23 protein-coding genes are annotated in these 21,581 nt (G+C 40.9%); 6 read left to right on the top strand and 17 right to left on the bottom strand.

Annotation, left to right across the window (positions count from 1 at the left end; genetic code table 11):
- Positions 1 to 718: 718 nt before the first annotated feature.
- The gene (locus I6N95_RS27795) at positions 719 to 802 is read left to right on the top strand and encodes a putative holin-like toxin (RefSeq protein WP_430727521.1); all 84 of its coding nucleotides are present in this window, start codon (positions 719 to 721) and stop codon (positions 800 to 802) included.
- 478 nt (positions 803 to 1,280) lie between these two features.
- Here I6N95_RS27795 and I6N95_RS00700 read toward each other — a convergent pair whose 3' ends face one another.
- Both I6N95_RS00700 and relB read right to left on the bottom strand, forming a co-directional pair.
- A complete protein-coding gene (locus I6N95_RS00700) occupies positions 1,281 to 1,550 on the bottom strand; it encodes a type II toxin-antitoxin system RelE family toxin (RefSeq protein WP_209524418.1) in 270 nt (89 codons plus the stop codon).
- Positions 1,550 to 1,777 carry a type II toxin-antitoxin system RelB family antitoxin gene (gene relB, locus I6N95_RS00695; RefSeq protein WP_209524417.1) on the bottom strand — a complete coding sequence of 76 codons (228 nt, stop codon included), beginning with the start codon at positions 1,775 to 1,777 and terminating at the stop codon, positions 1,550 to 1,552. The genes I6N95_RS00700 and relB overlap by 1 nt, the downstream gene beginning before the upstream one ends.
- An 85-nt stretch (positions 1,778 to 1,862) precedes the next feature.
- Here relB and I6N95_RS00690 point away from each other — a divergent pair, with 85 nt between their 5' ends.
- Positions 1,863 to 2,192 carry a site-specific integrase gene (locus I6N95_RS00690; protein WP_209524416.1) on the top strand — a complete coding sequence of 110 codons (330 nt, stop codon included), beginning with the start codon at positions 1,863 to 1,865 and terminating at the stop codon, positions 2,190 to 2,192.
- Between the two features lie 14 nt (positions 2,193 to 2,206).
- On the opposite strand, the gene sufB is transcribed toward I6N95_RS00690, so the two are convergent.
- The 5 genes from sufB to sufC are packed head-to-tail and all read right to left on the bottom strand — an operon-like array spanning position 2,207 to position 7,450.
- Positions 2,207 to 3,634 carry a Fe-S cluster assembly protein SufB gene (sufB, locus tag I6N95_RS00685; RefSeq protein WP_209524415.1) on the bottom strand — a complete coding sequence of 476 codons (1,428 nt, stop codon included), beginning with the start codon at positions 3,632 to 3,634 and terminating at the stop codon, positions 2,207 to 2,209.
- 54 nt (positions 3,635 to 3,688) lie between these two features.
- Entirely contained in the window at positions 3,689 to 4,162 is a 474-nt protein-coding gene (gene sufU / locus I6N95_RS00680) for a Fe-S cluster assembly sulfur transfer protein SufU (protein WP_209524414.1), read from the bottom strand.
- Positions 4,149 to 5,381, bottom strand: a complete 1,233-nt coding sequence (locus I6N95_RS00675) for a cysteine desulfurase (RefSeq protein WP_209524413.1) — start codon at positions 5,379 to 5,381, stop codon at positions 4,149 to 4,151. Before I6N95_RS00675 ends, sufU begins: the two co-directional genes overlap by 14 nt.
- Positions 5,381 to 6,664, bottom strand: coding sequence for a Fe-S cluster assembly protein SufD (gene sufD / locus I6N95_RS00670; RefSeq protein ID WP_209524412.1), 1,284 nt, complete (start codon positions 6,662 to 6,664; stop codon positions 5,381 to 5,383). Before sufD ends, I6N95_RS00675 begins: the two co-directional genes overlap by 1 nt.
- 18 nt (positions 6,665 to 6,682) lie before the next feature.
- Positions 6,683 to 7,450, bottom strand: a complete 768-nt coding sequence (sufC, locus tag I6N95_RS00665; protein WP_209524411.1) for a Fe-S cluster assembly ATPase SufC — start codon at positions 7,448 to 7,450, stop codon at positions 6,683 to 6,685.
- Positions 7,451 to 8,437: 987 nt separating this feature from the next.
- On the opposite strand from sufC, the gene I6N95_RS00660 reads away from it, so the two are divergent.
- Positions 8,438 to 9,340: a LysR family transcriptional regulator gene (locus I6N95_RS00660; RefSeq protein ID WP_209524410.1), complete on the top strand. Its 903-nt coding sequence runs from the start codon at positions 8,438 to 8,440 to the stop codon at positions 9,338 to 9,340.
- 55 nt (positions 9,341 to 9,395) lie between these two features.
- Here the strand turns inward: I6N95_RS00660 and I6N95_RS00655 are convergent, their stop codons facing one another.
- From I6N95_RS00655 to I6N95_RS00640, 4 genes are all read right to left on the bottom strand, one after another.
- The gene (locus I6N95_RS00655; protein WP_209524409.1) at positions 9,396 to 9,824 is read right to left on the bottom strand and encodes a GNAT family N-acetyltransferase; all 429 of its coding nucleotides are present in this window, start codon (positions 9,822 to 9,824) and stop codon (positions 9,396 to 9,398) included.
- Between the two features lie 161 nt (positions 9,825 to 9,985).
- Positions 9,986 to 10,882: a DUF7916 family protein gene (locus tag I6N95_RS00650; RefSeq protein WP_209524408.1), complete on the bottom strand. Its 897-nt coding sequence runs from the start codon at positions 10,880 to 10,882 to the stop codon at positions 9,986 to 9,988.
- Between the two features lie 11 nt (positions 10,883 to 10,893).
- Complete coding sequence (gene celB, locus I6N95_RS00645; RefSeq protein WP_209524407.1) at positions 10,894 to 12,165, bottom strand: PTS cellobiose transporter subunit IIC; 1,272 nt, start codon at positions 12,163 to 12,165, stop codon at positions 10,894 to 10,896.
- A gap of 178 nt (positions 12,166 to 12,343) precedes the next feature.
- Complete coding sequence (locus tag I6N95_RS00640; protein WP_245249178.1) at positions 12,344 to 13,192, bottom strand: MurR/RpiR family transcriptional regulator; 849 nt, start codon at positions 13,190 to 13,192, stop codon at positions 12,344 to 12,346.
- Positions 13,193 to 13,326: 134 nt separating this feature from the next.
- On the opposite strand from I6N95_RS00640, the gene cls reads away from it, so the two are divergent.
- Positions 13,327 to 14,856: a cardiolipin synthase gene (gene cls, locus I6N95_RS00635; RefSeq protein WP_209524406.1), complete on the top strand. Its 1,530-nt coding sequence runs from the start codon at positions 13,327 to 13,329 to the stop codon at positions 14,854 to 14,856.
- Between the two features lie 193 nt (positions 14,857 to 15,049).
- Here the strand turns inward: cls and I6N95_RS00630 are convergent, their stop codons facing one another.
- Positions 15,050 to 15,367, bottom strand: coding sequence for a hypothetical protein (locus I6N95_RS00630; protein WP_209524405.1), 318 nt, complete (start codon positions 15,365 to 15,367; stop codon positions 15,050 to 15,052).
- A 70-nt stretch (positions 15,368 to 15,437) separates the two neighbouring features.
- On the opposite strand from I6N95_RS00630, the gene I6N95_RS00625 reads away from it, so the two are divergent.
- Positions 15,438 to 15,632, top strand: coding sequence for a hypothetical protein (locus I6N95_RS00625; RefSeq protein ID WP_209524404.1), 195 nt, complete (start codon positions 15,438 to 15,440; stop codon positions 15,630 to 15,632).
- Positions 15,633 to 15,808: 176 nt separating this feature from the next.
- Here I6N95_RS00625 and mnmA read toward each other — a convergent pair whose 3' ends face one another.
- The 5 genes from mnmA to I6N95_RS00600 all read right to left on the bottom strand — a co-directional run bounded on the left by mnmA (position 15,809) and on the right by I6N95_RS00600 (position 20,875).
- A complete protein-coding gene (gene mnmA, locus I6N95_RS00620) occupies positions 15,809 to 16,936 on the bottom strand; it encodes a tRNA 2-thiouridine(34) synthase MnmA (RefSeq protein WP_209524403.1) in 1,128 nt (375 codons plus the stop codon).
- A gap of 314 nt (positions 16,937 to 17,250) precedes the next feature.
- Positions 17,251 to 18,366, bottom strand: coding sequence for an alanine dehydrogenase (ald, locus tag I6N95_RS00615; RefSeq protein WP_209524402.1), 1,116 nt, complete (start codon positions 18,364 to 18,366; stop codon positions 17,251 to 17,253).
- Between the two features lie 24 nt (positions 18,367 to 18,390).
- Positions 18,391 to 19,671, bottom strand: a complete 1,281-nt coding sequence (kynU, locus tag I6N95_RS00610) for a kynureninase (RefSeq protein WP_209524401.1) — start codon at positions 19,669 to 19,671, stop codon at positions 18,391 to 18,393.
- 23 nt (positions 19,672 to 19,694) lie between these two features.
- Positions 19,695 to 20,213 (bottom strand): MFS transporter, encoded by a 519-nt coding sequence (locus I6N95_RS00605; protein WP_209524400.1) that lies wholly within the window; start codon positions 20,211 to 20,213, stop codon positions 19,695 to 19,697.
- On the bottom strand, positions 20,198 to 20,875 hold the full coding sequence (locus I6N95_RS00600; protein WP_209524399.1) for an MFS transporter: 678 nt from the start codon (positions 20,873 to 20,875) through the stop codon (positions 20,198 to 20,200). The genes I6N95_RS00605 and I6N95_RS00600 overlap by 16 nt, the downstream gene beginning before the upstream one ends.
- A 213-nt stretch (positions 20,876 to 21,088) precedes the next feature.
- Between I6N95_RS00600 and I6N95_RS00595 the strand changes: the two genes are divergently transcribed.
- Positions 21,089 to 21,535, top strand: a complete 447-nt coding sequence (locus I6N95_RS00595; protein ID WP_209524398.1) for an Lrp/AsnC family transcriptional regulator — start codon at positions 21,089 to 21,091, stop codon at positions 21,533 to 21,535.
- Positions 21,536 to 21,581: the final 46 nt, after the last annotated feature.

Raw genomic sequence — 21,581 nt, 5'->3', positions numbered from 1 at the left:
CAAAAAAAGAACACTTTTTATGATAAATAACTACTTTCATCCTAAAGTCGTTTTTATTCAGTAAATATTATTTGTTAGTCCTTTCAGTACAACAAAAGAGCATATTAATTAGAATGCTCTTAGGAATATAGAGGGAGAATAATTCTGGGCCTTCTCGTTGCACCGTGCGTATGGGTCTCGTATACGGCGCTACATTTGCATTGTACTCACAATTCTCTTAGATAGTAAGTTAGTCTGCTGATTGAAAACAATCGGTTCCGCCAGATCAAATTCACTAATGGACACTTTTAATTTTTTTCATTTTCAGCCATTCCAGTCGTTAACTCAATTCTTGGATTATAGGGAGCCCTTTGCAAATCCAATACCTTCATTAATCATTTCTTAAAACAAAATTCATATGATTGTTTAATCTTCATCACATTTACTTCATATTTACACGCTATTATATATGTATACCAACAAACAACCCTAACAAAACTTTTTCATTATTTACTCCTCCAAAGTAAATAAAATCTCCTTTAGCCCTCAGCCTCCAACTGAGGGCTATTCTTTTGTCTATCACCAAAAAACGCTTAAAATTCAAACACATTCAAGTTAGAATAACCGTGTGGAAAAGTTAACAGATGGTGGCTAGCCTCCCTATGTAACACAATAGGAGGTGATGCTTATGATTAAAAAAAAATAAGTACTCCCTTACTCTTTCAAGAAAGGGAGTACTATGTCAGTATTCGAAGCATTAACACTGGCCATTAGTTTGGCTATGCTAGTGATCGCGATATTGAACTTTAATCAAGACAAGTAACCATCCTCTAAGCTTTGACAAGTCTGGATGATTACTTGCTCCGGGCTAGTCACTAATCTTTTATCAGTTCTACCAGGAGTCCTGTTAGCGCAGGGCTCTTTTTACACGTTTAGTATATCAGCTTTTTGATTTTTTTTCAAATTTCCACACTACTATTATAGCATGGAAATGCGACCTTTCGCCCTTAAAACCCCTCAATTTTCCCTCATAGCTACAACATAACTAATCGTCCTTTGTCATAGGCTTCAGCAAATTCAACCCATGCAATTGGCTTTCGATAACAATATGTCACTTCTCTTATACACCATAACAGATCAAGGATATCCCCTATGGAACAATGAAAGCCATGAGATCAATACTGCAAACAAACAATTAACAAGAACTCAGCTGACTCCTTCTCAAGTTTCATCTTATTTGTATTAGATTAAGTTAAACCTAAAACTGCTAGTTAGTTACTTGAAAAAACGACATTGAAAACTCATGACTTATAAACCTTTTTTCGATGCCCAACTTCTAGTGTCAAAACAATAAGCTGATCATCTTCAATCTGACAAATAATGCGGTAATCTCCTACTTGGTATCGCCACTTACCGACATAATTTCCGACTAGACTCTTACCTGTTGCTCTCAGATTTGACATGCCCTCTATGTTTTTGGCTAGCCACTTTAAAATAGTTCGACCTGTAAATTTATCTAATTTCGACAATTGCTTATCAAAGTGTTCCGTTGTACGTACCTGATACGGCATTACTCATCAACTCCGTACTCTGCCATTAACTCTGATAAAGGTCGGGATTGAGGGTTTTTCAGGTACTCAGCATAGGCTAAGTCACCAACATGAGCATCATAGGTATCTTCCAACGAATCCAATGTTATCGTTTTTAATAATTCTGATAGACTCTTTCCTTCAAACTTTGCCATTTGACCTAGAAAAGCTTTTTCGTCTTCAGTCACTCGCACAGTAATCGTTGCCATTTTTTGAACCTCCCTGTTTAGTTTTCTTATAAACAGTATAACATGAACACAAATGTGTTACGACGCAACTGCATTCGTTAAAAAGATGAAGTTTTTAGAAGCCTATCAAGAAGTGGAAGAATACCACAAATTTGTTTATTTCCGTTTGTTAGCATTTACTGGCTTACGTCGTGGCGAAGCCTTTGCCTTATATGAAACAGATGTTATTAGAAGTGAAAAAGCGATTGATGTCAATAAGACACTCGCTGAAGACGAGAATGGAAAAAACTATGTCTCGCATTTATCCGAACATAAAAAACGCTCACCTCTCCTAAAATTAGGTGAAATTTTCGGCCGGTGGTGCAATATCTGGTGCAACATCATCACCCAAAAATCAAAAAAAGTCTTAGAAACAGCATTATGTCGCCGTTTCTAAGACCTGAATATTTTTTATCCGACAGACCCTTCCATCTCATACTGGATCAATCGATTTAACTCCACTGCATACTCCATCGGTAATTCCTTCGTAAAGGGCTCAACAAACCCCATAACAATCATCTCAGTCGCTTCTTGCTCAGATAAGCCTCGGCTCATCAAGTAGTACAGTTGCTCCTCAGAAATCTTAGAGACCTTCGCCTCATGCTCTAAAGCAACCTGACTGTTGTGAATCTCATTAAACGGAATCGTATCACTCTTCGATAAATCATCCATGATAATCGTATCACACTCAATATGAGAGATAGAACCTTGGCTCTTCTTGCCGAACGTTACTTGACCACGGTAGTTAACTTCGCCACCGTTTTTAGCGATTGATTTGGATACGATCGAACTAGAGGTATTTGGTGCATTGTGAATCATTTTTGCCCCAGTATCTTGGATTTGACCCTCATTGGCAAATGCCACTGACAACATAGTACCACGGGCACCACGTCCGTCCAGATAAACACTTGGGTATTTCATCGTGGTTTTAGCACCTAGATTACCGTCAATCCACTCTACTGTAGCATTTTCATAAGCTTTGGCACGTTTGGTTACCAAATTGTAAACATTATCTGACCAGTTTTGAATGGTAGTATAACGGCAATAAGCGTCTTTGCGAGTAAAGATTTCCACGATAGCCGCGTGCAAGCTATTGGTTGAATAAGTTGGTGCAGTACAGCCTTCCACGTAATGAACGCTAGCACCTTCGTCAACGATGATCAAAGTACGTTCGAACTGCCCCATATTTTCGGCATTAATCCGGAAATAAGTTTGCAGCGGCACGTCACATTTCACCCCTTTTGGCACATAAATAAAGGTGCCACCTGACCAAACCGCTGAGTTCAGAGCCGCCAATTTGTTATCAGTTGGTGGCACTAATTTCGCAAAATACTCTTTGAATAATTCTGGGTATTCCTTTAAAGCTGAATCCGTATCGGTAAAGACGATACCTAGTTTGCTGAACTCGTCTTTCATATTGTGATAGACCACTTCAGATTCATACTGGGCACTGGCACCAGCCAAGTATTTACGCTCAGCTTCAGGAATACCAATACGTTCAAAGGTTTCTTTGATTTTATCTGGCACGTCATCCCAGTCGCGAGCTGGCTCATCACTGGCTTTTTTATAATAGGTCAGGGCTTCAAAATCGATGTCTGACAAATCAGGTCCCCATTTTTGCATGGGCATTTTATTGAAGGCTTCTAGGGATTTCAAACGAAACTCCAACATCCATTCAGGCTCATCTTTAACTTTTGAGATTTCCCGGACGATTTCTTCCGTTAACCCTTTGCCTGTACTGAAAATCGATTGGTCTTCATCATGAAAGCCAAATTTATATTCTTCTAAAGAAGGTACTTCTGTTTCAAGTTCAACTTCTGGAGTAGGTACTTCACTCATATCAGGCTCATTCCTTTCTCTAAAAAGCTTTTAGCAACGCTAAAGCTAGACTCGTTACTCGTCACAATGACGCTGGTTTTCTACGGTTGTCGTCTTATTTTCATAAATACCGCGCTCCAAGGCTTTCCAACCAAGGGTAGCACATTTGATGCGAGCTGGGAATTTAGCTACCCCGCTGAGGATCTGAGCATCTCCTAAGGCATCTAGCTTGGCCACGTCTTTTCCTTGTACTAATTCGGAAAAGCTGTCAATTAATGCTAAGGCTTCGCTGGTGGTTTTTCCAATGACAACATCGGTCATCATGCTTGTACTAGCAGTGCTGATTGAACAGCCGCTGCCGTCAAAGCGAATGTCTTCAATCACATTCTCTGGTGTTAGTTTCATCTGAAGTTGAATGACGTCACCACAGGTTGGGTTATTCATCTCAATTTCCGTCGTTGATTCATCTAACACGCCGTGGTGATGAGGATGACTTGAATGATCTAAAATGACTTGTCGATATAAATTATCTAATCTAGATAGGGCCATGTTGGAAAAACTCCTTTGTCGCCAGAAGACCGGCCACTAACTGGTCAGCGTCTTCCTTGGTATTGTAAAAATAAAAACTTGCTCGTGCGGTTGACTGCACGTTCAGGTAATTTAATAAAGGTTGGGCACAGTGATGGCCAGCTCGCACCGCCACCCCTTGCATGTCCATGGCGGTTGCCAAATCATGTGGATGTAAGCCATCAATATTGAAGGCGATCACGCCGTTGTGATCTTTCGGATCTTGTGGTCCGTAGACCGTTAAGCCGTCGATGGCTTGTAATTTTGGTAAGACGTAAGCCACTAAGTCCGCTTCATATTGATGGATCTGCTCCATGCCAAGTTCGTTTAAGTAATCGATGGCCGCACCTAAGCCAATTCCCCCAGCGATGTTTGGCGTTCCCGCTTCAAACTTCCAAGGCAGTTGGGTCCAGGTACTTTCCTGATCGTAAACAAAATCAATCATTTCACCACCGTACTCGATGGGCTCCATGGCATCCAAATGTTCCCGTTTGCCATATAATACACCTATTCCCGTGGGAGCGCACATCTTATGCCCACTAAAAACATAAAAATCAGCTCCTAAAGCTCGAACATCTACTGGCATATGAGGCACTGCTTGAGCTCCGTCTACCACGATAACAGCTCCTTTTGTGTGAGCTAACTCGGCTAACTCAACAATCGGATTGGTTACCCCCAAAACGTTGGAACAATGAGTCACTGACACAATCTTGGTTTTGTCAGTGATTTTTTGACGAGCATCAGTCATGTCCAGTTGACCATCTGAGGTCAAATTAAGATAAACTAGCTTGGCTTTTTTGCGTTTCGCTAATTCTTGCCAAGGGACGATATTGGAGTGATGCTCCATGTAGGTAATCACAATTTCGTCGCCTTCCTTGACATTAGCATCGCCATAACTGCGGGAAATCCAATTTAAGCCAGTGGTTGCGCCCCGTGTAAACAGGACTTCTTCAGTAGAACTCGCTTTAATAAACTCGCGAACTTTCTCCCGTGCGCCTTCATAGGCAGCCGTGGAGCGTTCGGCCAAGGTATGAACACCGCGGTGAACGTTGGCATTGTCGTACTCGTAGTAATGGCGCAAAGCCTCCAAGACTTGCAGTGGTTTTTGAGTGGTTGCAGCGTTATCTAAATAAACTAAAGGTTCATCATTGACAGCTTGATCTAAAATTGGAAAATCTTGCTTGATCTGTTTGCTAATCATTACGATAACTTCCTTTCTATAACCTCTGCTAGTTCCTGACGAACTTCTTTCACTGGAATTGCCGTTAAGACTGAGCCTAAGAAGCCACGGATAACCAAACGTTCAGCTTCGGTTTTCTTCAAGCCACGACTCATTAAATAATACATTTCTTCCGGATCCACACGACCAACACTGGCCGCATGTCCGGCAGTTACTTCATTTTCATCGATTAGTAAAATTGGGTTGGCATCGCCTCGTGCTTGATCTGACAGCATCAGCACACGGCTTTCTTGTTGAGCGTCTGCCCCTTTAGCCCCTTTGATAATGTGACCAATTCCGTTAAAGGTCAAAGTCCCTCGTTCGCGAATGACACCGTGCTGTAAAATATGACCGATTGAATGACGCCCATAGTTGGTCACCCGTGTGTCAATTCCTTGTGTTTGACGGCCGGCACTGATTGCCACAGCTTTAACTTCTGAATGGGCCCCTTCGCCAATTAAATCAGAATCGAAGTCTGCCACTACATTGGCATCGTTCATCACACCGATGGCCCAGTCAACTGAGGCATCTCGGAGAATATGGCCACGACGGTTCATATAGGCGGTCACATTGACACCTAATTGATCAATGGCGGAAAACTTCACTTTAGCAGCTTGTTTTGCCACAACTTCAATGACGATATTGGCCACCGATTTAACATCACCTTCGCCGACTGTTTGGAAACGTTCCAAGTAGTTAAACTGACTGTTTTCATCCGCCAAAACTAAGACATGCTTAACAAAATTAGTCGTTGAAGCAGCATTGTGTAGATAAATCCCCTCAATCGGCTCTTCAATAACCACATTTTTAGGAACATAAAGGAAGGAGCCACCACTCATAAAAGCAGCGTGGAAAGCTGTTAGTTTATCTTCATCTGGCTTGACAGCCAGTTGCATGTAATATTCTTTAACCAGTTCAGGATGTTCCTGCATAGCGGTAAAGATGTCGGTAAAAATCACACCTTGCTCACTTAGTGAGACTGGCATTTGTTCGACCACCGTTGTATTGCCATGTTGAACTAGGATAGGGTTATCTTTGGAGGCGTCAAAGTTATAGACATTGCCATATTCAACGCTTTCCTCAAAGTCCGCCACAGTGGTTAAATTCCAACGATCGATTTTAACCCGTTCGATTTTTGGTAAATCTAATTCCTCTAGTTTGGCTAACGCAGCTAGACGAAATTCAAGCATCCATTCTGGTTCACCTTGACCAACTGAAAAAGCTTTTAAGTCGTCAAGATAAGTCGTAAATTGTACGTCTTTCATTTATCTTGTCCACCCTTCTTATTCTTCAATTAGTTCAATTCCTAATTCCTTGCTGATGCCAGCATACCCTTCTGACTCTAGACGCTTCGCGAGATCAGCCCCACCTGTTTTAACCACACGACCGTCCATCATGACGTGAACTACGTCAGGTGTAATGTAGTTAAGCAAACGTTGGTAATGAGTAATGATCAACGCGCCAAAGTTATCGCCGCGCATTTCATTGACCCCTTGAGACACGACTTTAAGCGCATCAATATCCAAGCCAGAATCAATTTCATCTAAGATTGCAAAGGTTGGTTCCATCATCATTAATTGTAGGATTTCATTACGTTTTTTCTCACCACCGGAGAAGCCTTCGTTTAAGTAACGTTCTGCCATTTCTTCCGGCATATCTAAAATCGCCATTTTTTCATCTAATTTTTTGATGAAATCCATGACTGAAATTTTATCATCTTCGTCTCGCTTAGCATTAATCGCGGCACGCATAAATTCCGCATTGGTGATTCCAGGAATTTCACTTGGATATTGCATGGCCAAGAAGATACCAGCACGAGCACGCTCGTCGACTTCCAGCTCTAATATGTTTTCACCATCTAATAAGACTTCACCTTCAGTGACCTCATAGTTAGGGTTCCCCATAATCGCAGCTGATAAGGTTGATTTCCCTGTGCCGTTTGGTCCCATAATAGCATGAATCTCACCAGAGTTCATAGTTAAGTTCACGCCTTTTAAAATTTCTTTGTCCTCAATCGACACATGTAAATTCTTAATTTCTAAAACGGACATTTATAACGACCTCCACATCAAATTTTTCTTTATCCAATCTCTTATATTTTATCCTAATTGAGAATGAAATTCAAATGATAGTTACTGGAATCCACTATTTACTTATTTTTAGCGAAGACAATTTAACAACTTATTTAGACTTCTTATAAAGAAAGAGCTATTACAGAATGCGTTTTTCACAAAGAACTCCCGACTGGTTGTAATCGCTTCACCACAAAAAGAATACTGTCGCTACTCTTTGTGAAACCAGTTACTTCTATGTATACGCTGAGGTTATCGATGATAATTTACAAAACAAAAACTTTTATTTTTTTAAATAAAAAAGCTCTGCCACCTCGACTTTCGCTGGTGTGACAGAGGAATTTCCACTAAATTAGATGACGCATGGTTGCTTAAACCTCGAACAAAGGAGAATGATTAACTACATTCATCTAAGACCACACGCCACCCAAGCTAATTATAGCACGACTAAGGGGCAATTTATATGATTTACGTTCATTTAACGGTATTCTTAAACACAAAAAAAGAAAGAGATCAAACCGGACAGGAGGAGACCTGTTCACTAGGGGCTTAACCTCATTCTTTTTCAACAACACAAGCGGGAAGATAACTTAGGGGAACCCGCCTTCTCTTTTACCAACTTATTTTCATAAGAAGGCCTCTTTCAATACTCAGGTCGAATTTACGACTAAATGTTAGCGTTTAGAATTTGTTCCAGGGCATTTTCTCTAACAACACAACCATTTAACGCATTTTTAGTTTGCTATTTCCCGCGTTCAACAGGTAAAATAAAGTTGAGAACATCACATCACTACTTTTGGTTGTCCCATCTCAAGAATAATTTTGCCTAACGCCTATCATAATTTTTTCCTGCCACATCACACAATCATCTTCTAACGTCAGTATAGCATACACAACTGGACAAAAGACCTTAGCTTTTCTATACCCTTATCACGCTTTTTTATAAATACGAAAGGAATCGATACTATGGATGTCAAACACTTAATCAGTTTTGAAACAGTTGCTCGTCTGGGAAGTTATTCAAAAGCCGCTGAAGTGCTATTTTTGACTCAACCGGCCATTACGGCCCATATCAACTTGCTGGAAAAGGAACTTCAAACCCCACTTTTTATTAAATACCATACACCTGTCCAAATGACCGAAGCTGGAAAATTATTGTTAACTTACAGTCAAAAAATTCTACAATTAATTCAACACGCTGAAAGTGATATTCAAAAGTTACAATCTGGGTTTTTAGGCCATATCACGATCTACGCCTCTGAATCGCTCATCAGTCCCTTAGCTCATATTCTAAAAGAATTTCAAGCACATCATTCGCAAATCGTCTTTACTTTGGATGTTCATTTTTCGCCTGAAATTGCCGAAAAAGTCATCGATGGCTACGCTCACATCGGATTAATTAAGACCCGAAACCCGAACTTTAGCCACCCATTATTGGATTGTCAACATTTATTTACCGATGAAGCCATTCCGATAATGTCGGCATCTCACCCCTATGCTCGATATCAAGTCATCCCTCAAGCTGTTCTTAAAAGCCGAAGCTTGCCTTTAGCCCTTTTTGGAACAGAGGACTTTATCCAACAAATCATGCAAGGGTTTCAAAAAATTGGGACTTCCGTTGAAGCTGCCGTCCAACTGAATCATATTCCCAGTCTCCTAGCATTTATTAAACAATCAGGACATGTGGCCTTTTTACCTCAAGTTTTGGTCAAAGAATCTCTGGCCTTTGGTGACATCATCACTCGCCCAATAGAAGGGTTCCCAAAACTGAAGCGTCACGCCTATCTGATTACCAAAAAATCCAATTCCTTATCACCTTTAGCTCGTCAATTTCAAGGTGAACTACTAGACACTTTAAACATGACTTAAAAGCTTAGAGGAATCTTCCTTTAAGCTTTTTTAATAACGCCTGAAATCTCTTCTTTTAGTGCAAGACCATGTCAATATGAGGAATGCCATCTTCCAAATATTCAGCAGAAATCACCTCAAACCCAAAACTACCGTAAAATTTTTCCAAATAAGCTTGAGCCGAAATCTGAACGGGCTTGTCAGGATAATTTTTCTCAATTTCCGCTAACGTCATTGAAACAATTTGACGTCCCAATTGTTGACCGCGAAAGGCCTGAGTAACCAGAACTCGACCGAAGGTAATTTCAGTGCCACGATCAATGACCCGCGTATATGCCATTAGTTCCTCCCCTTGCCAGAGGGCAATATGAGTCGCTTGATAATCCGCCTCATCAATTTCCTGATAAGGACACGCTTGCTCAACCACAAAAACCGCTACTCGCTCTTTAAACAGTGTGACCACTTGAGTCAATGTAAAATCCGTTAATTTGCCAATGGTGATCATAATCATTGCTCCTTTAGTTTAGTTATGACTCTATTTTACAATAGAAATTCCACATAGTCGAAATAAAAAAACTAAGGTTTTCTTTCCGAGCAAACAGACAGATTTTAAGCGAGAAGAACCACTGACACCTCAGTCGTTCTCCTCGCTTATCTTTGTAGAGTCTATCGGTTAATCGATTGTGCCATCTTTAAATAGGTGTGGCGCTTGCCACGAATCGAAACTGACAACTGCATGATATTTTCTGGATCAGCTGTTCCATTAAACCCAGCATCGCCGATGTGTTGAATATCCGCCCCTGCTCGTTTACTCATTAAGGCTAATTCTCTGATAGTCGCTGTGTCAGCGCCTTCCTGAGTAGTGCCAATGGTCGACATAGCCAACTTTCCTTGTTGATGAATTCGACAAATACAAGCGTGCATCTGTTGTTCTGTGAAACCAGGAACAGTGCCCGAAGTTGGGACTAAAATAATGTCTGCCCCAGCCTCAGCAAAAGCATCAATGGTCTCCATATCGATTACCGCTTCTGACACCCCAGCTGAATGCATCTTACCCGCTATTACAACTCCCTCAAAAAGCCCTTTAGCTCGTTTGGTCGCATCACTGATTTCCTTATTAGACACCCCTGTACTAGGATTGCCAGTCAAACAAATAAAATCAAAACCGTACTCGTTAGCTCGTTTAAGATTCTCATCGGAAGCGATTCGCCCCGGACTGATCTGGTTAATAGTGCCTTCAAAACTAGCCGCCCCATCAACCGGCTCAAGATTTACCCCAATCGGTTTTCCTGTCAATTTTTTTAACGTCTTTATCGGGGTCTGATCAGCAGGATCCAAGCCAATGATGACTGGCGCCTGGAAATCAAAACAATTCAATAGAATGAGGTCCGCCCCGAAGGCAGCCACCACCTCGGAATTCGTCACATTACTAGAAAACGGTGGGATCACCACATCATTTTCCGCCAAAATCGTTCGCCCAGCATTGGCTTTAATGGCGACGACCAATTCTTCTTTTGTCAAGGCGCGAGTTTCCGACGCCGTACAGTTTAATAGTCTCTTCACTTATAATGCTCCTATCCTTGTAACTCATCTTGGTAATACTGATTATCAATCATTCTAAAGAATGGATAATAAATTACGATACTGACGATTAAACACACCAATTGCAAGATCGCTCCTGAAATATGGCCACCTGTCGCCAGATAACCACCGATAATCGGCGGCATCGTCCATGGAACTAATATCCCGGCTGTTTTAGCCACAATCCCTGTGACCATGGCACTATACGAAATGATGTAAATGACAATCGGCGTAATGGTGAAAGGAATCAAAATCAAAGGGTTCATCACCACTGGAAAACCAAACATAATCGGTTCGCTAATATTAAAAACATTTGGTGGAAAGCCTAGTTTACCTAGTTCTTTATTTTGTTTACTCTTTGAAAAGAACATCAATAATATGGCCAAACCAATAATAGAGCCACTGCCCCCCATCCACACAAAAACATTAAAGAACGTCGTATTTAAAATATGAGGGATTTCTTTTCCTGCTTGAAAGGCCAGGCGGTTCTCGTCCAGCATCTGCAACCATAAAGGATTTAACACACTTTGAACCAAATCCCAGCCTAAAATACCAACAGACCAAAAAATCCCCGTAACTAGGACTGCTACCAAACCACCAATAAAACCGCCGCCAACATAAGACAACGGCACTCCAACAACCTTGCCAATTACCTCATGTAAATTTCCTAAACCAACACTGGCAATTACCAAACGCAAGACCCAAAAGAAGGTCAAACAGACTGCCGCTGGAATCAAAGCCACAAAAGATTTGCTAACAGCTGGCGGAACACTGTCCGGTAATTTAATCACAATTTCAGCTTGAACCATGCGACGGTATATTTCCCCCACAATCAAACCGATCAACAGTGAGACAAACAAACCTTTGCTGCCCATATAGGTCATATCAATCCCATTATCCTTTGTTAATGGGGTGACAAGCAACAATGAACACAAGGAGATAATCCCAGCAGTGTTACCATCGATGCTGTAGCTCTTCACCAGTGAATTGGCAATCCCAAAAGAGGAAATCAGAGCCATCACACCGAATGTCGAATTAACGACAAATCCCATGGTACTCGTCCACTCTTCACCAAAAATCGACCCAATAAATTCCTGATACCCTGGAATTGGCAAACTGGATAATACTAAAAATAATGACCCGACGATAATTAATGGCATGGATAATACCAAACCATCACGAACCGCTAATAAATGTCGTTGCCCTCCGATCTTCACACCGATTGGTTGAACCTTTTCTTCCAAAAAAACCATTAACCCATTCATACACTCACTCCATTCTTAAATAATACTCGTCTCATCCCGTTATATGATACTGTCTTTATTAATGAAGACACTTTCATTCTTACTGATATCCTTCTCTTTGTAAATGACCTGACCTGATTTAGGGACAACGTTTCATCCTTGGGTCAAAAAAATAAGATCACAATGAAACATTGTGACCTTAAGACAGTAAATAAGAAGTCGGAGCGCTTTTGTTTTTGTCAATATTCTCCAAGTAATTTCGTTTGTAGACACAGGAATACAGCACATTTAAGGCAAACTCCGTGGCAATTTGCGAAGAAAACGTAGAAATATTTAAGTCAGCATTCTCATTTTTAGGTAACGGCAAGACCACATCTGCCAACTTGGCTAGCTCTCCTTCAGTATTGGAAGTGACAGCAATCAGTTTGCAGTGCTTTTGCTTTAACAAGCGGGCATCACTCAGTATCTCCGCTGTCGTTCCCCCGTAGGAGATGATAATCGCCACATCTTTAGCAGTCCCGTGATTAGCTAAATGAAACTGATCGGCTTGTAGTGGCATTACTTTGACATAATAGTCAATCCGCAACATCTTTGTCTGAAAATCCACGGCTCGATTAAAAGAATGACTAACACCAATGCCAAAGATACTCTCCGCCTTAACTATCAAATCAACTGCCTGATTTAGCATTCCCTCTGTCAATAATAGATGCGTTTGAGTAATCGTTTCATTGGATAAGGCGGCAATTTTTTTAGCCACCAACAAGTCAGAATCCACACGACTAAACGGAAAGTTAGCGTCAATCCCCGCAATATTATTATAGTGACTTTCTAAATCTCGCGATAACTTAATCACAAATTCCTTATAGCCTGACAACCCCAGTTTCTGACATAGACGAAAGATTGTTGCCGTTGAAGTATAGGCTTGTTGCGATAATTCCCGGATGGAATAATTTAGCACTTGCTCAGAATGTTTGAGAATATAGTCGGCCAACACCGCCTCTCCCTCTGTGTAGCCCAGCTTTTCATTTAAATGTTGAATGACATTCATCGACACCACTCCACCCTTTCTTAGAGACATCGTTTATTTCCATTATACTCTGTCTTTCATTTAAGGTATAATCAAAGTTGCACGCTATCTCAAAAAATGAGCGGAGACTTAAAGAAAAGGAGAGCCCTTTCCCCATGAAATTTTTAAAATTATTGACCCACCGAGCAGCTTTTGTTGCCCTTTTATTATTGTTGCAACTGACCATTCTGTTTGCCATTATTTTACGTTTTCAAGAATACTTTGTGTACTTTTATATTCTAAACATCATCATTTCCGTTGTCATTGTTCTCAATATTATCAATAATCGCAGCAACCCTGCTTATAAAATTGCCTGGTTAATCCCCATTATGCTGTTGCCGATTTTTGGAACGGTGACCTATCTGATTTTCGGACGTTTGACGATCCAGCGAAGCTTACAGCACAAGATGGAAGACATTCAAAAAAAAGAAGCCCACGCATTGGCTTGTACCATTCCTGATTTAAAGATTAAAACAACCAACGGAGACGCCTTAGCTCAATCCACCTATTTAACCACTTATGGTATCGTGCCACCTTTTAAAGATACCAAAGGAACTTATCTGTCATTGGGAGAAGATGTTTTCGAAGCCATGAAAAGAGAAATGGAAAAAGCTGAACACTATATTTTCATGGAATACTTTATCATTGAAGAAGGAGAAATGTGGGACAGTCTTCTGGAAATCATGGTGCGTAAGGCTAAAGAAGGGGTAGATGTTCGACTGATTTATGATGATATGGGGTGTATCTTTACCCTCCCCCAAAACTACGATAAAAAGCTAGAAGCCATGGGCATTAAATGCAGCATTTTCAACCCCTTTGTGCCCGTTTTATCATCGGTCTTTAACAACCGTAATCACCGAAAAATAACCGTAATTGATGGAAAAGTGGCCTTTACTGGTGGCAATAATTTGGCCGATGAATACATCAACGCCTACGAAAAACACGGCCATTGGAAAGACACAGGCATTATGCTAGAAGGGCAAACAGCTTGGGGCTTCACCCTGATGTTCCTTAGCCTCTGGGACTTGCAACGCAATGAGGAACGGGATTACTGTGAGTACTATCCAAAAGAAGGCTATGAGGCGTTGCCTGCAATCAAAGGATACTTTCAGCCTTATACCGATATGCCCTTTGATGATGAAACGATGGGTGAAAACGTGTATCTCAATTTAATCGGCCGCGCCAAAGACTCTATCTACATCACAACCCCATACTTGGTGATTGATAATTTACTAATGGAAGCTCTTTGCAACGCTGCTAAAAGTGGCATTGATGTCCGCATTCAAACCCCACATATACCAGATAAGTGGTACGTCCATGCTGTGACGCGCTCTAATTACGGGCAATTAATCGAAGCTGGTGTGAGAATTTTTGAGTACACACCTGGCTTTATTCATTCAAAAACCTTTGTCGTTGATGGTTTATTTGCCACAGTCGGCACAATTAATCTAGATTATCGAAGCCTTTTTCTTCATTTAGAATGTGGCGTCTGGATGTATCAAACCGAGGTGATTCCTGTTATGTTAGCAGATTTCCGAAAGACAGAAGCTCTTTGTCAGGAAATCAACTTAAAGACCGCTCAAGAAGTCGGCTGGTTCAGAAATCTGGGACGTGCCGTTTTAAGAGTTTTTGCTCCTCTGATGTAAGCCATCAGAGGTTTTTTTTTCGCGACATTCACATACCCCTCACCTCAAATTTGAGGTGAGGGGTTCTTCTATAACCTGATTTATCAAAAGTTAGAATGGTCTTTTTAGACCAAATTAAGAATACGACCGAACACTCTGTCTCAACAACCCGCCATAAGTTTAGCTTACGATCTAAGTCATACAGCCAACATTTTTAGTTACCTTTCCCTCTCTTTTTCAACTTTTTTCGATACTCATGATAATCAACTAAAATTAGACCATTCGGCGGCTCTCTCCTTTTAGATCGCGATCCAGGCAAGGGTACAGCAACACCCCTATCTTCCAGTAAAATAGCTTGTTGACAAGCTTTTTCACTCATACTGTTTCCAAGAGCTCCTAATTCCTTTCCCAAAACTTTCAAATCAAAATCTGGTAAATACATCACCAGTTTTAATTCCCCTTTCACCTCCTTATTTGATAAATACATCGGGTACAAATATAACGGATTAGGATCATTCTGCTCCTTCACCATCATCACCTTCCTTTCTTTTTCGATAGCACTGACTTGTGCTATACTGACAATGAGAAAGAAGGGAAAACTATTGAAACACTTATTCACATTTGTCAGAGTTATCACTTACATCGTCCTGATCGCCAATCAAATCATGGGCTTTGCCAAAGGCCCACTCGTGGTTCTTTTAGCAATCGCTGCCGTTATTTTCCTCTGTTACGACGCCTATGAAACCATTTCAACCTATCGACGGAATCGTCGAAAAGAAACTAATCAAGATCAATGAGCCTTGACTGATTATGTTTTATAGCCTTCCGCTTTTCCACTGCCTCCTTATAGTTATATACGCTGTTTCCACATATTTCAGTTAAAATAAACAAAATTATTTATTCTTTTCAACCCAAATAAGCCCAGGCATCGCCTGAGGCTTATTTGAGTTAAGCACGGTATTCTATCAAACAATTAAATATATTGTAATTCCTTTGCCCCGTTAAAGGCCAAGTCGATCATGCCACCGCCTAAACATTCATCACCATCATAAAAAACAACTGCTTGTCCCGGTGTAATAGCGCGAACAGGTTCATCAAAAACAACCGTTCCTTTCGTTAAATCCTTTTCATCTAAGGTAACCGTCACTCCTGTATCTTGTTGACGGTAACGAAACTTAGCGGTACAACTGAACTCCTTAGGTCGATCCCCTTCGGTAGTAAAATGAATCTCACTGGCTTCTAAATGAGTAGAATAAAGCGTTGGATGATGAAATCCTTGCCCAACATACAACGTATTAGTCGTCAAATCCTTCCCAATTACAAACCACGGATCAGGATTTTCACCGCCACCACCAATGCCTAAGCCTTGTCGTTGACCGATAGTATAATACATCAATCCGGCATGTGTCCCTTTAATCTCACCATTTTCCGCCACCATATTACCTGGCTTAGCTGGTAAATATTTGCCTAAAAATTCTTTAAAATTCTTTTCGCCAATAAAACAAACCCCTGTAGAATCCTTTTTCTTAGCAGTGGCTAACCCAGCTTTTTCGGCGATTTCTCGCACTTCTGGCTTTTGCAAATGCCCCAAAGGAAACAGCGTTTTTGCCAATTGCGCTTGAGATAACTGACTTAGAAAATAAGTTTGATCTTTATTGTTGTCCACACCACGAAGCATGTGAGAAACCCCTTGCTCATCACGAACAACTTGCGCATAATGCCCAGTTGCCACATAATCTGCGCCTAGTTGTAACGCATAATCAAGGAAGGCTTTAAATTTAATCTCTTTATTACACATAACGTCTGGGTTCGGCGTTCGACCACGACGGTATTCTTCCAAGAAATATTCAAAAACACGGTCCCAATATTCCTTTTCAAAGTTAACCGAATAATAAGGAATTCCAATTTGGTTGGCGACTTTCGCCACATCCTTATAATCTTCCGTTGCCGTACAAACACCATTGTCATCAGTATCATCCCAATTTTTCATGAAGATACCCACAACATCGTATCCTTGTTCTTTCAAGAGTAAGGCAGTTACGGACGAATCCACGCCACCACTCATGCCGACGACAACTCGAGTCTTGCTGTTGTCTGTCATACTATCACCATCATTTCTGTTGAATTCTGAATAATCTACGATTTGAAGGTCGGATTTCAGTATGCCTATTATAGTCTTTTTTTCAGAAAATTTCACTCTTTTAAGCCAACTTTTTGTGAACTCTTAGAAAATAAAGAAACTATACCCATCCCATAAAATAATCCGAACAGATAATTCTATTGGATCATCAACATAATGACGAGGGCCGAGTGGTGCTTGCAGCTTCTCTTTAGCTGAAAGCTGAAGAGAAGCTTTGCATAGTGACTCTTTAATAGGGAACTATCTAGCCTCTTTTTCGAGGCTAGTTTCCTGTTTTAACTGACTAAATCATAAACGTTTACATAAGTCCGCTGCTGATCATCTGCCACTTCTTTGATGGTTAAGTTGCCTTTATAGGTGTTGATCCCCTTGGCAATGATGGCATCTTCAGCTATCACTCTTTCCATCCCCCCATTGGCAATCCGCAAAGCATAGGCGATGGTACAATTGGTTAAGGCCATCGTCGATGTTCGCGGCACAGCGCCAGGCATATTCGCCACTGCGTAGTGAACCACACCGTGCTTCACATATGTTGGATCGGCTAATGTGGTCACTCGATCAGTGGTTTCAAAGATCCCCCCTTGATCGATGGCAATGTCCACAATCACTGAACCTGGTGACATTTGAGCAATCATCTGTTCCGACACTAACGTCGGTGCCTTATGACCAGGAATTAACACCGCCCCAATCACTAAATCAGCCTCTTTCACCACTTTTTCAATATTGAAGGGTGTCGACATTAAGGTCTGAATTCGATCGCCAAAAAGGTCATCTAACTGAGCTAATCGTTTCGTATTGACATCTAAAATCGTCACTCGTGCACCCAAGCCAATCGCCATCTTAGCCGCATTAGTTCCTGCTGTACCACCACCGATAATTGCCACTTTGCCCCGTTCAACTCCTGGCACACTAGCTAAGAGCACCCCTTTACCGCCAACTTCCTTTTGTAAAAATTGAGCCCCGATCTGAGTTGCCATCCGTCCAGCAACTTCACTCATCGGTGTCAAAAGAGGTAAGCTAGCATCTGCCAGTTGAATTGACTCATAGGCAATGGCCGTCACACCACTTGCTAGAAGAGCATCTGTCAGCTTCTTTTCTGGTGCTAAATGGAGAAAGGTAAAGAGAATTTGCCCTTCCCTAAAATACTGGTACTCGGCTTCCAAAGGTTCCTTCACCTTCATCACCATCTCCGCTGCCCAGACTGCCGACTTATCCGCACTAATACTGGCTCCATTTTTTAAATATTCTTCATCGCTGAAACCGGCTCCTAATCCCGCCCCTTTTTCCACAATCACCTGATGATTTTTCTTTAAAAAGCTGACCACATCTTGAGGGGTGACGGCCACTCTATTTTCATTGTTTTTAATTTCTTTAGGTACACCTATTAACATCTTGATTCCTCCTCATCGACTTGCTTAAACCACCATACTGCGTTCTGAACTGTATTTCTCGTACTTTTTGTTTATAGCAATAAATTCCAAAATCTCAACAACTTGATAGACTTCTTCATAAGATGTATACAAGGCAATTGGTGCCAAACGGATCACATTAGGCTCGCGGAAATCAGGAACAACCCCACTATCTTTTAACGCCGAGCAAATCCGATACGCCTCTTCATGAACCAAACAGATATGGCCGCCCCGCCGTTCATCTTCCCGAGGATTCCCGACTGAATACCCATACTGAGCCAACTTCGTATCGATTAAATACATAAAATAAGCTGTAATATCCAAAGATTTTTTTCTAATATTAGCCATGCCAACCTCTTCAAAGATCTTTAGCACGCCTTCTAACGGCGCCATTGAAAAGAGTGGTTGCGTCCCAGTTTGCCAACCACCAGCATTTTGCGCATGCTCATGTTTTTGCTTCAATTGAAATTGTGTGTCCTTGCGGTTCCCTTGCCAGCCTGCTAAACCAGGCTCCATGGCAAAATGTTTTTGATTAATATAAAAACCAGCGATTGCCCCAGGACTAGCCGATAAATATTTATAGTTACACCATACGGCAAAATCCGGTTGAATATCAGCAAAGTCGTGATCGACTGCACCGATTGAATGACATAAATCGAAGCCAATGATGATATTTCGTTTGTGGGCCGCTTCAGTTAAACGCTTCATGTCCAGCAACTGCGCACTGCGGTATAGAACTGCCGGTAATAAGACTAGGGCAACATCATCTGTCATCGCCTCAATCACCCGCTCTTCGTCAATCACCCCGTCACGACTCGCGACCACTTTTACCGCCTCTGCTGGCTCGTAGCCCTTCAATTTCACTTGGCTGTCAACTGCATAACGGTCTGTTGGGAAGTTAATATCATCAACTAAAATTTTATAGCGTTCTTTTGTTGGGTGATAAAAAGTGCTGATCCCTTGATGTATATTGATCGTGGTATTAGTCATAACGGTCACTTCATCTGGTCGAGCATTGATCAACTCAGCTAAACGAGCTCCTAAAAAATCCTGGTACAAAAAGTATTTATTGTCTTCAATATTCCAAATGTTGATCCCTTCTGTCTCCCAAAGATCAACGACTTTCATCAAGGCTTCACGAGCATCTTTCGAGGCCATTCCCAAAGAGTTGCCATCCATGTAAATCGTTTCTGGCTGAATGCAAAAGCGCTCTCTGATCTTGTTCATATGATCCTGTTGATCCTTTTTCTGAGCAAATGCTAAACCTGCTTCAAACTGTCTTTCCATCTGTTTTTCCTCCTAAATTTAAGTTACTCTACTACTTCTTTGTTCTTTGCTCCCATAAAGATAAAAGCTGCTACCACACCGATCAGTCCGCCAACAAAAACCACCCAAATGCCACTATTCCATGAGTTTTTTTCGATGATTGTCATGACCAAAGGGGGGCCAATCACGATACTGCTGTAATAAAACAAATTAACAAAACTCATCGCATAACCGATCAAAGGCTCACTGACTGATTTAGGCACGGTAATCGTCACCGATGAGGACGCTAAACTACAGGATGAAGATAAACAAAACAACTGAATAATAAAACGGGCATTGCTGTTATCTAAATAAAGAGCCCCTATGCTGGACAACGCCATAACAATAAACGAAAGGGCAATCAATTGTTTTGGTTTTTGCGTTTTGTCAATCAGCATCCCCGCCACGACCCCAAAAGGAATACCAAACAGTCCAAATAAACTCGCATAAAAATTGGCGGTAGCCGTTGTCACACCGTAAAAATCAATGTATAACAAAGGGTAAATCGCTATAAATGTGTACAAAACGAAGGCCATGCTCCCTTGTAAGCAAGCCAGTAACCAAATGCGCCAATCACGGACCACTTCCCAAAATCGCCCCCTTGGATTTTTTGCCCGTCATTTTCTGTGGCTTGCGGATTGTCGATCAAGAAATAATAAACCACCACCATTAACAGTGACATCCCACCGAGTAAATACCAGCTAGCGAAATAGCCAAACCGTTCAGACAAGGGGGCAAAGCTGTTCATAGCGATCATCGACGCCGTGGCTGGAAATGTCATAAACAAACCAATAGCCGTTCCACTATGTGGACTGTCTTTAAACCAATCCGAAATCAAAACGACTGACGTCATAATGATCGTCGAAAACGAAATCCCTTCAATCACTCGTGAAATTAAAAGTAGTGGAAAACTGGTCACCAATGCTCCCATAAAATTTCCAACGGCTAACAAGCCAATAATTATGAGTAATAACTTTTTTGCTCCTAACTTGGTGACTAAAATTCCTCCAGGTAATGCAATAAAAATACCGGATACTGTAAAAATTGACGTTAGCCACGACATTTGAGTCATTGAAACATTTAAGTGTTTGGCTAAAGGCTCTACAATTGGCATAATTTTCAATTGACTTAAGCCAATCAGAGTGCCGCCGAGATAAAGTAAAATCAACCTCATCCATTTATTCATCTTTTTCTCCTTTCAGTCCAGCTGACAGGAAAGCGCTTCCTCCAAAAATAAGTATAGCTTTTTTTTATTTTTCGGTATATATTAAAAAAAACAAGATTTCGTTGATTTTAGTTTTATTATAAAGAAATAGCATCATATTTTTTATTTAAACAAAAAATCAGCGATTTTCACAAAGTTCTATTATGGTATAATAAACGAAAAGGAGTGATTAGGATGGATTTAGATCGAACAGATATTGAAATTTTAAAACTACTTCGTGAAAACAGCCGAATTTCTTTGAAAGCGATTTCTGACGAAGTTTCTCTCTCTCAACCTAGTGTTAAAACACGGATGGAACGACTGATTGATTCCCGTTGTATCAAAGGTTTTACCATCGACCTCGATTACAAAAAACTTGGCTTCAATTTAGCATTCATCATTCGTATTAGTGATATTACCCTTCACTTTAATGAACTATTGACCTTTCTCAAAACAAAAAATCAGCTAACTGAGATATTTTCCGTCACAGGTAGTGATAACTATCTTATCAAGGGCTTTGTGAAAAACACCGAGGAAATCGATGACTTGCTTTCGGAATTAATGAGCTACGGTAAAATTAACACGTCGATTATTTTAGACGCTCATCTCAACCCCAATTTTCTAGACTTATTAAGTGACTAAGAGACCGTTTATTGTTAAGATATAATAACATTATTTCTTAAGGAGG

Origin of the sequence: Vagococcus allomyrinae (assembly GCF_017829975.1) — a bacterium.
Classification (GTDB): Bacteria; Bacillota; Bacilli; order Lactobacillales; family Vagococcaceae; genus Vagococcus_D; species Vagococcus_D allomyrinae.
Note: the sequence above shows the minus strand (reverse complement) of the source record. Positions and strands in the feature narration are given on the sequence as shown.

Excerpts from the sequence above, each read along its gene's own strand:
- I6N95_RS27795 (WP_430727521.1), top strand. The coding sequence starts at position 719 with ATGTCAGTATTCGAAGCATTAACACTGGCCATTAGTTTGGCTATGCTA.
- I6N95_RS00700 (WP_209524418.1), bottom strand. The coding sequence starts at position 1,550 with ATGCCGTATCAGGTACGTACAACGGAACACTTTGATAAGCAATTGTCG.
- relB (WP_209524417.1), bottom strand. The coding sequence starts at position 1,777 with ATGGCAACGATTACTGTGCGAGTGACTGAAGACGAAAAAGCTTTTCTA.
- I6N95_RS00690 (WP_209524416.1), top strand. The coding sequence starts at position 1,863 with ATGAAGTTTTTAGAAGCCTATCAAGAAGTGGAAGAATACCACAAATTT.
- sufB (WP_209524415.1), bottom strand. The coding sequence starts at position 3,634 with ATGAGTGAAGTACCTACTCCAGAAGTTGAACTTGAAACAGAAGTACCT.
- sufU (WP_209524414.1), bottom strand. The coding sequence starts at position 4,162 with ATGGCCCTATCTAGATTAGATAATTTATATCGACAAGTCATTTTAGAT.
- I6N95_RS00675 (WP_209524413.1), bottom strand. The coding sequence starts at position 5,381 with ATGATTAGCAAACAGATCAAGCAAGATTTTCCAATTTTAGATCAAGCT.
- sufD (WP_209524412.1), bottom strand. The coding sequence starts at position 6,664 with ATGAAAGACGTACAATTTACGACTTATCTTGACGACTTAAAAGCTTTT.
- sufC (WP_209524411.1), bottom strand. The coding sequence starts at position 7,450 with ATGTCCGTTTTAGAAATTAAGAATTTACATGTGTCGATTGAGGACAAA.
- I6N95_RS00660 (WP_209524410.1), top strand. The coding sequence starts at position 8,438 with ATGGATGTCAAACACTTAATCAGTTTTGAAACAGTTGCTCGTCTGGGA.
- I6N95_RS00655 (WP_209524409.1), bottom strand. The coding sequence starts at position 9,824 with ATGATCACCATTGGCAAATTAACGGATTTTACATTGACTCAAGTGGTC.
- celB (WP_209524407.1), bottom strand. The coding sequence starts at position 12,165 with ATGAATGGGTTAATGGTTTTTTTGGAAGAAAAGGTTCAACCAATCGGT.
- I6N95_RS00640 (WP_245249178.1), bottom strand. The coding sequence starts at position 13,192 with ATGAATGTCATTCAACATTTAAATGAAAAGCTGGGCTACACAGAGGGA.
- cls (WP_209524406.1), top strand. The coding sequence starts at position 13,327 with ATGAAATTTTTAAAATTATTGACCCACCGAGCAGCTTTTGTTGCCCTT.
- I6N95_RS00630 (WP_209524405.1), bottom strand. The coding sequence starts at position 15,367 with ATGGTGAAGGAGCAGAATGATCCTAATCCGTTATATTTGTACCCGATG.
- mnmA (WP_209524403.1), bottom strand. The coding sequence starts at position 16,936 with ATGACAGACAACAGCAAGACTCGAGTTGTCGTCGGCATGAGTGGTGGC.
- ald (WP_209524402.1), bottom strand. The coding sequence starts at position 18,366 with ATGTTAATAGGTGTACCTAAAGAAATTAAAAACAATGAAAATAGAGTG.
- kynU (WP_209524401.1), bottom strand. The coding sequence starts at position 19,671 with ATGGAAAGACAGTTTGAAGCAGGTTTAGCATTTGCTCAGAAAAAGGAT.
- I6N95_RS00600 (WP_209524399.1), bottom strand. The coding sequence starts at position 20,875 with ATGAATAAATGGATGAGGTTGATTTTACTTTATCTCGGCGGCACTCTG.
- I6N95_RS00595 (WP_209524398.1), top strand. The coding sequence starts at position 21,089 with ATGGATTTAGATCGAACAGATATTGAAATTTTAAAACTACTTCGTGAA.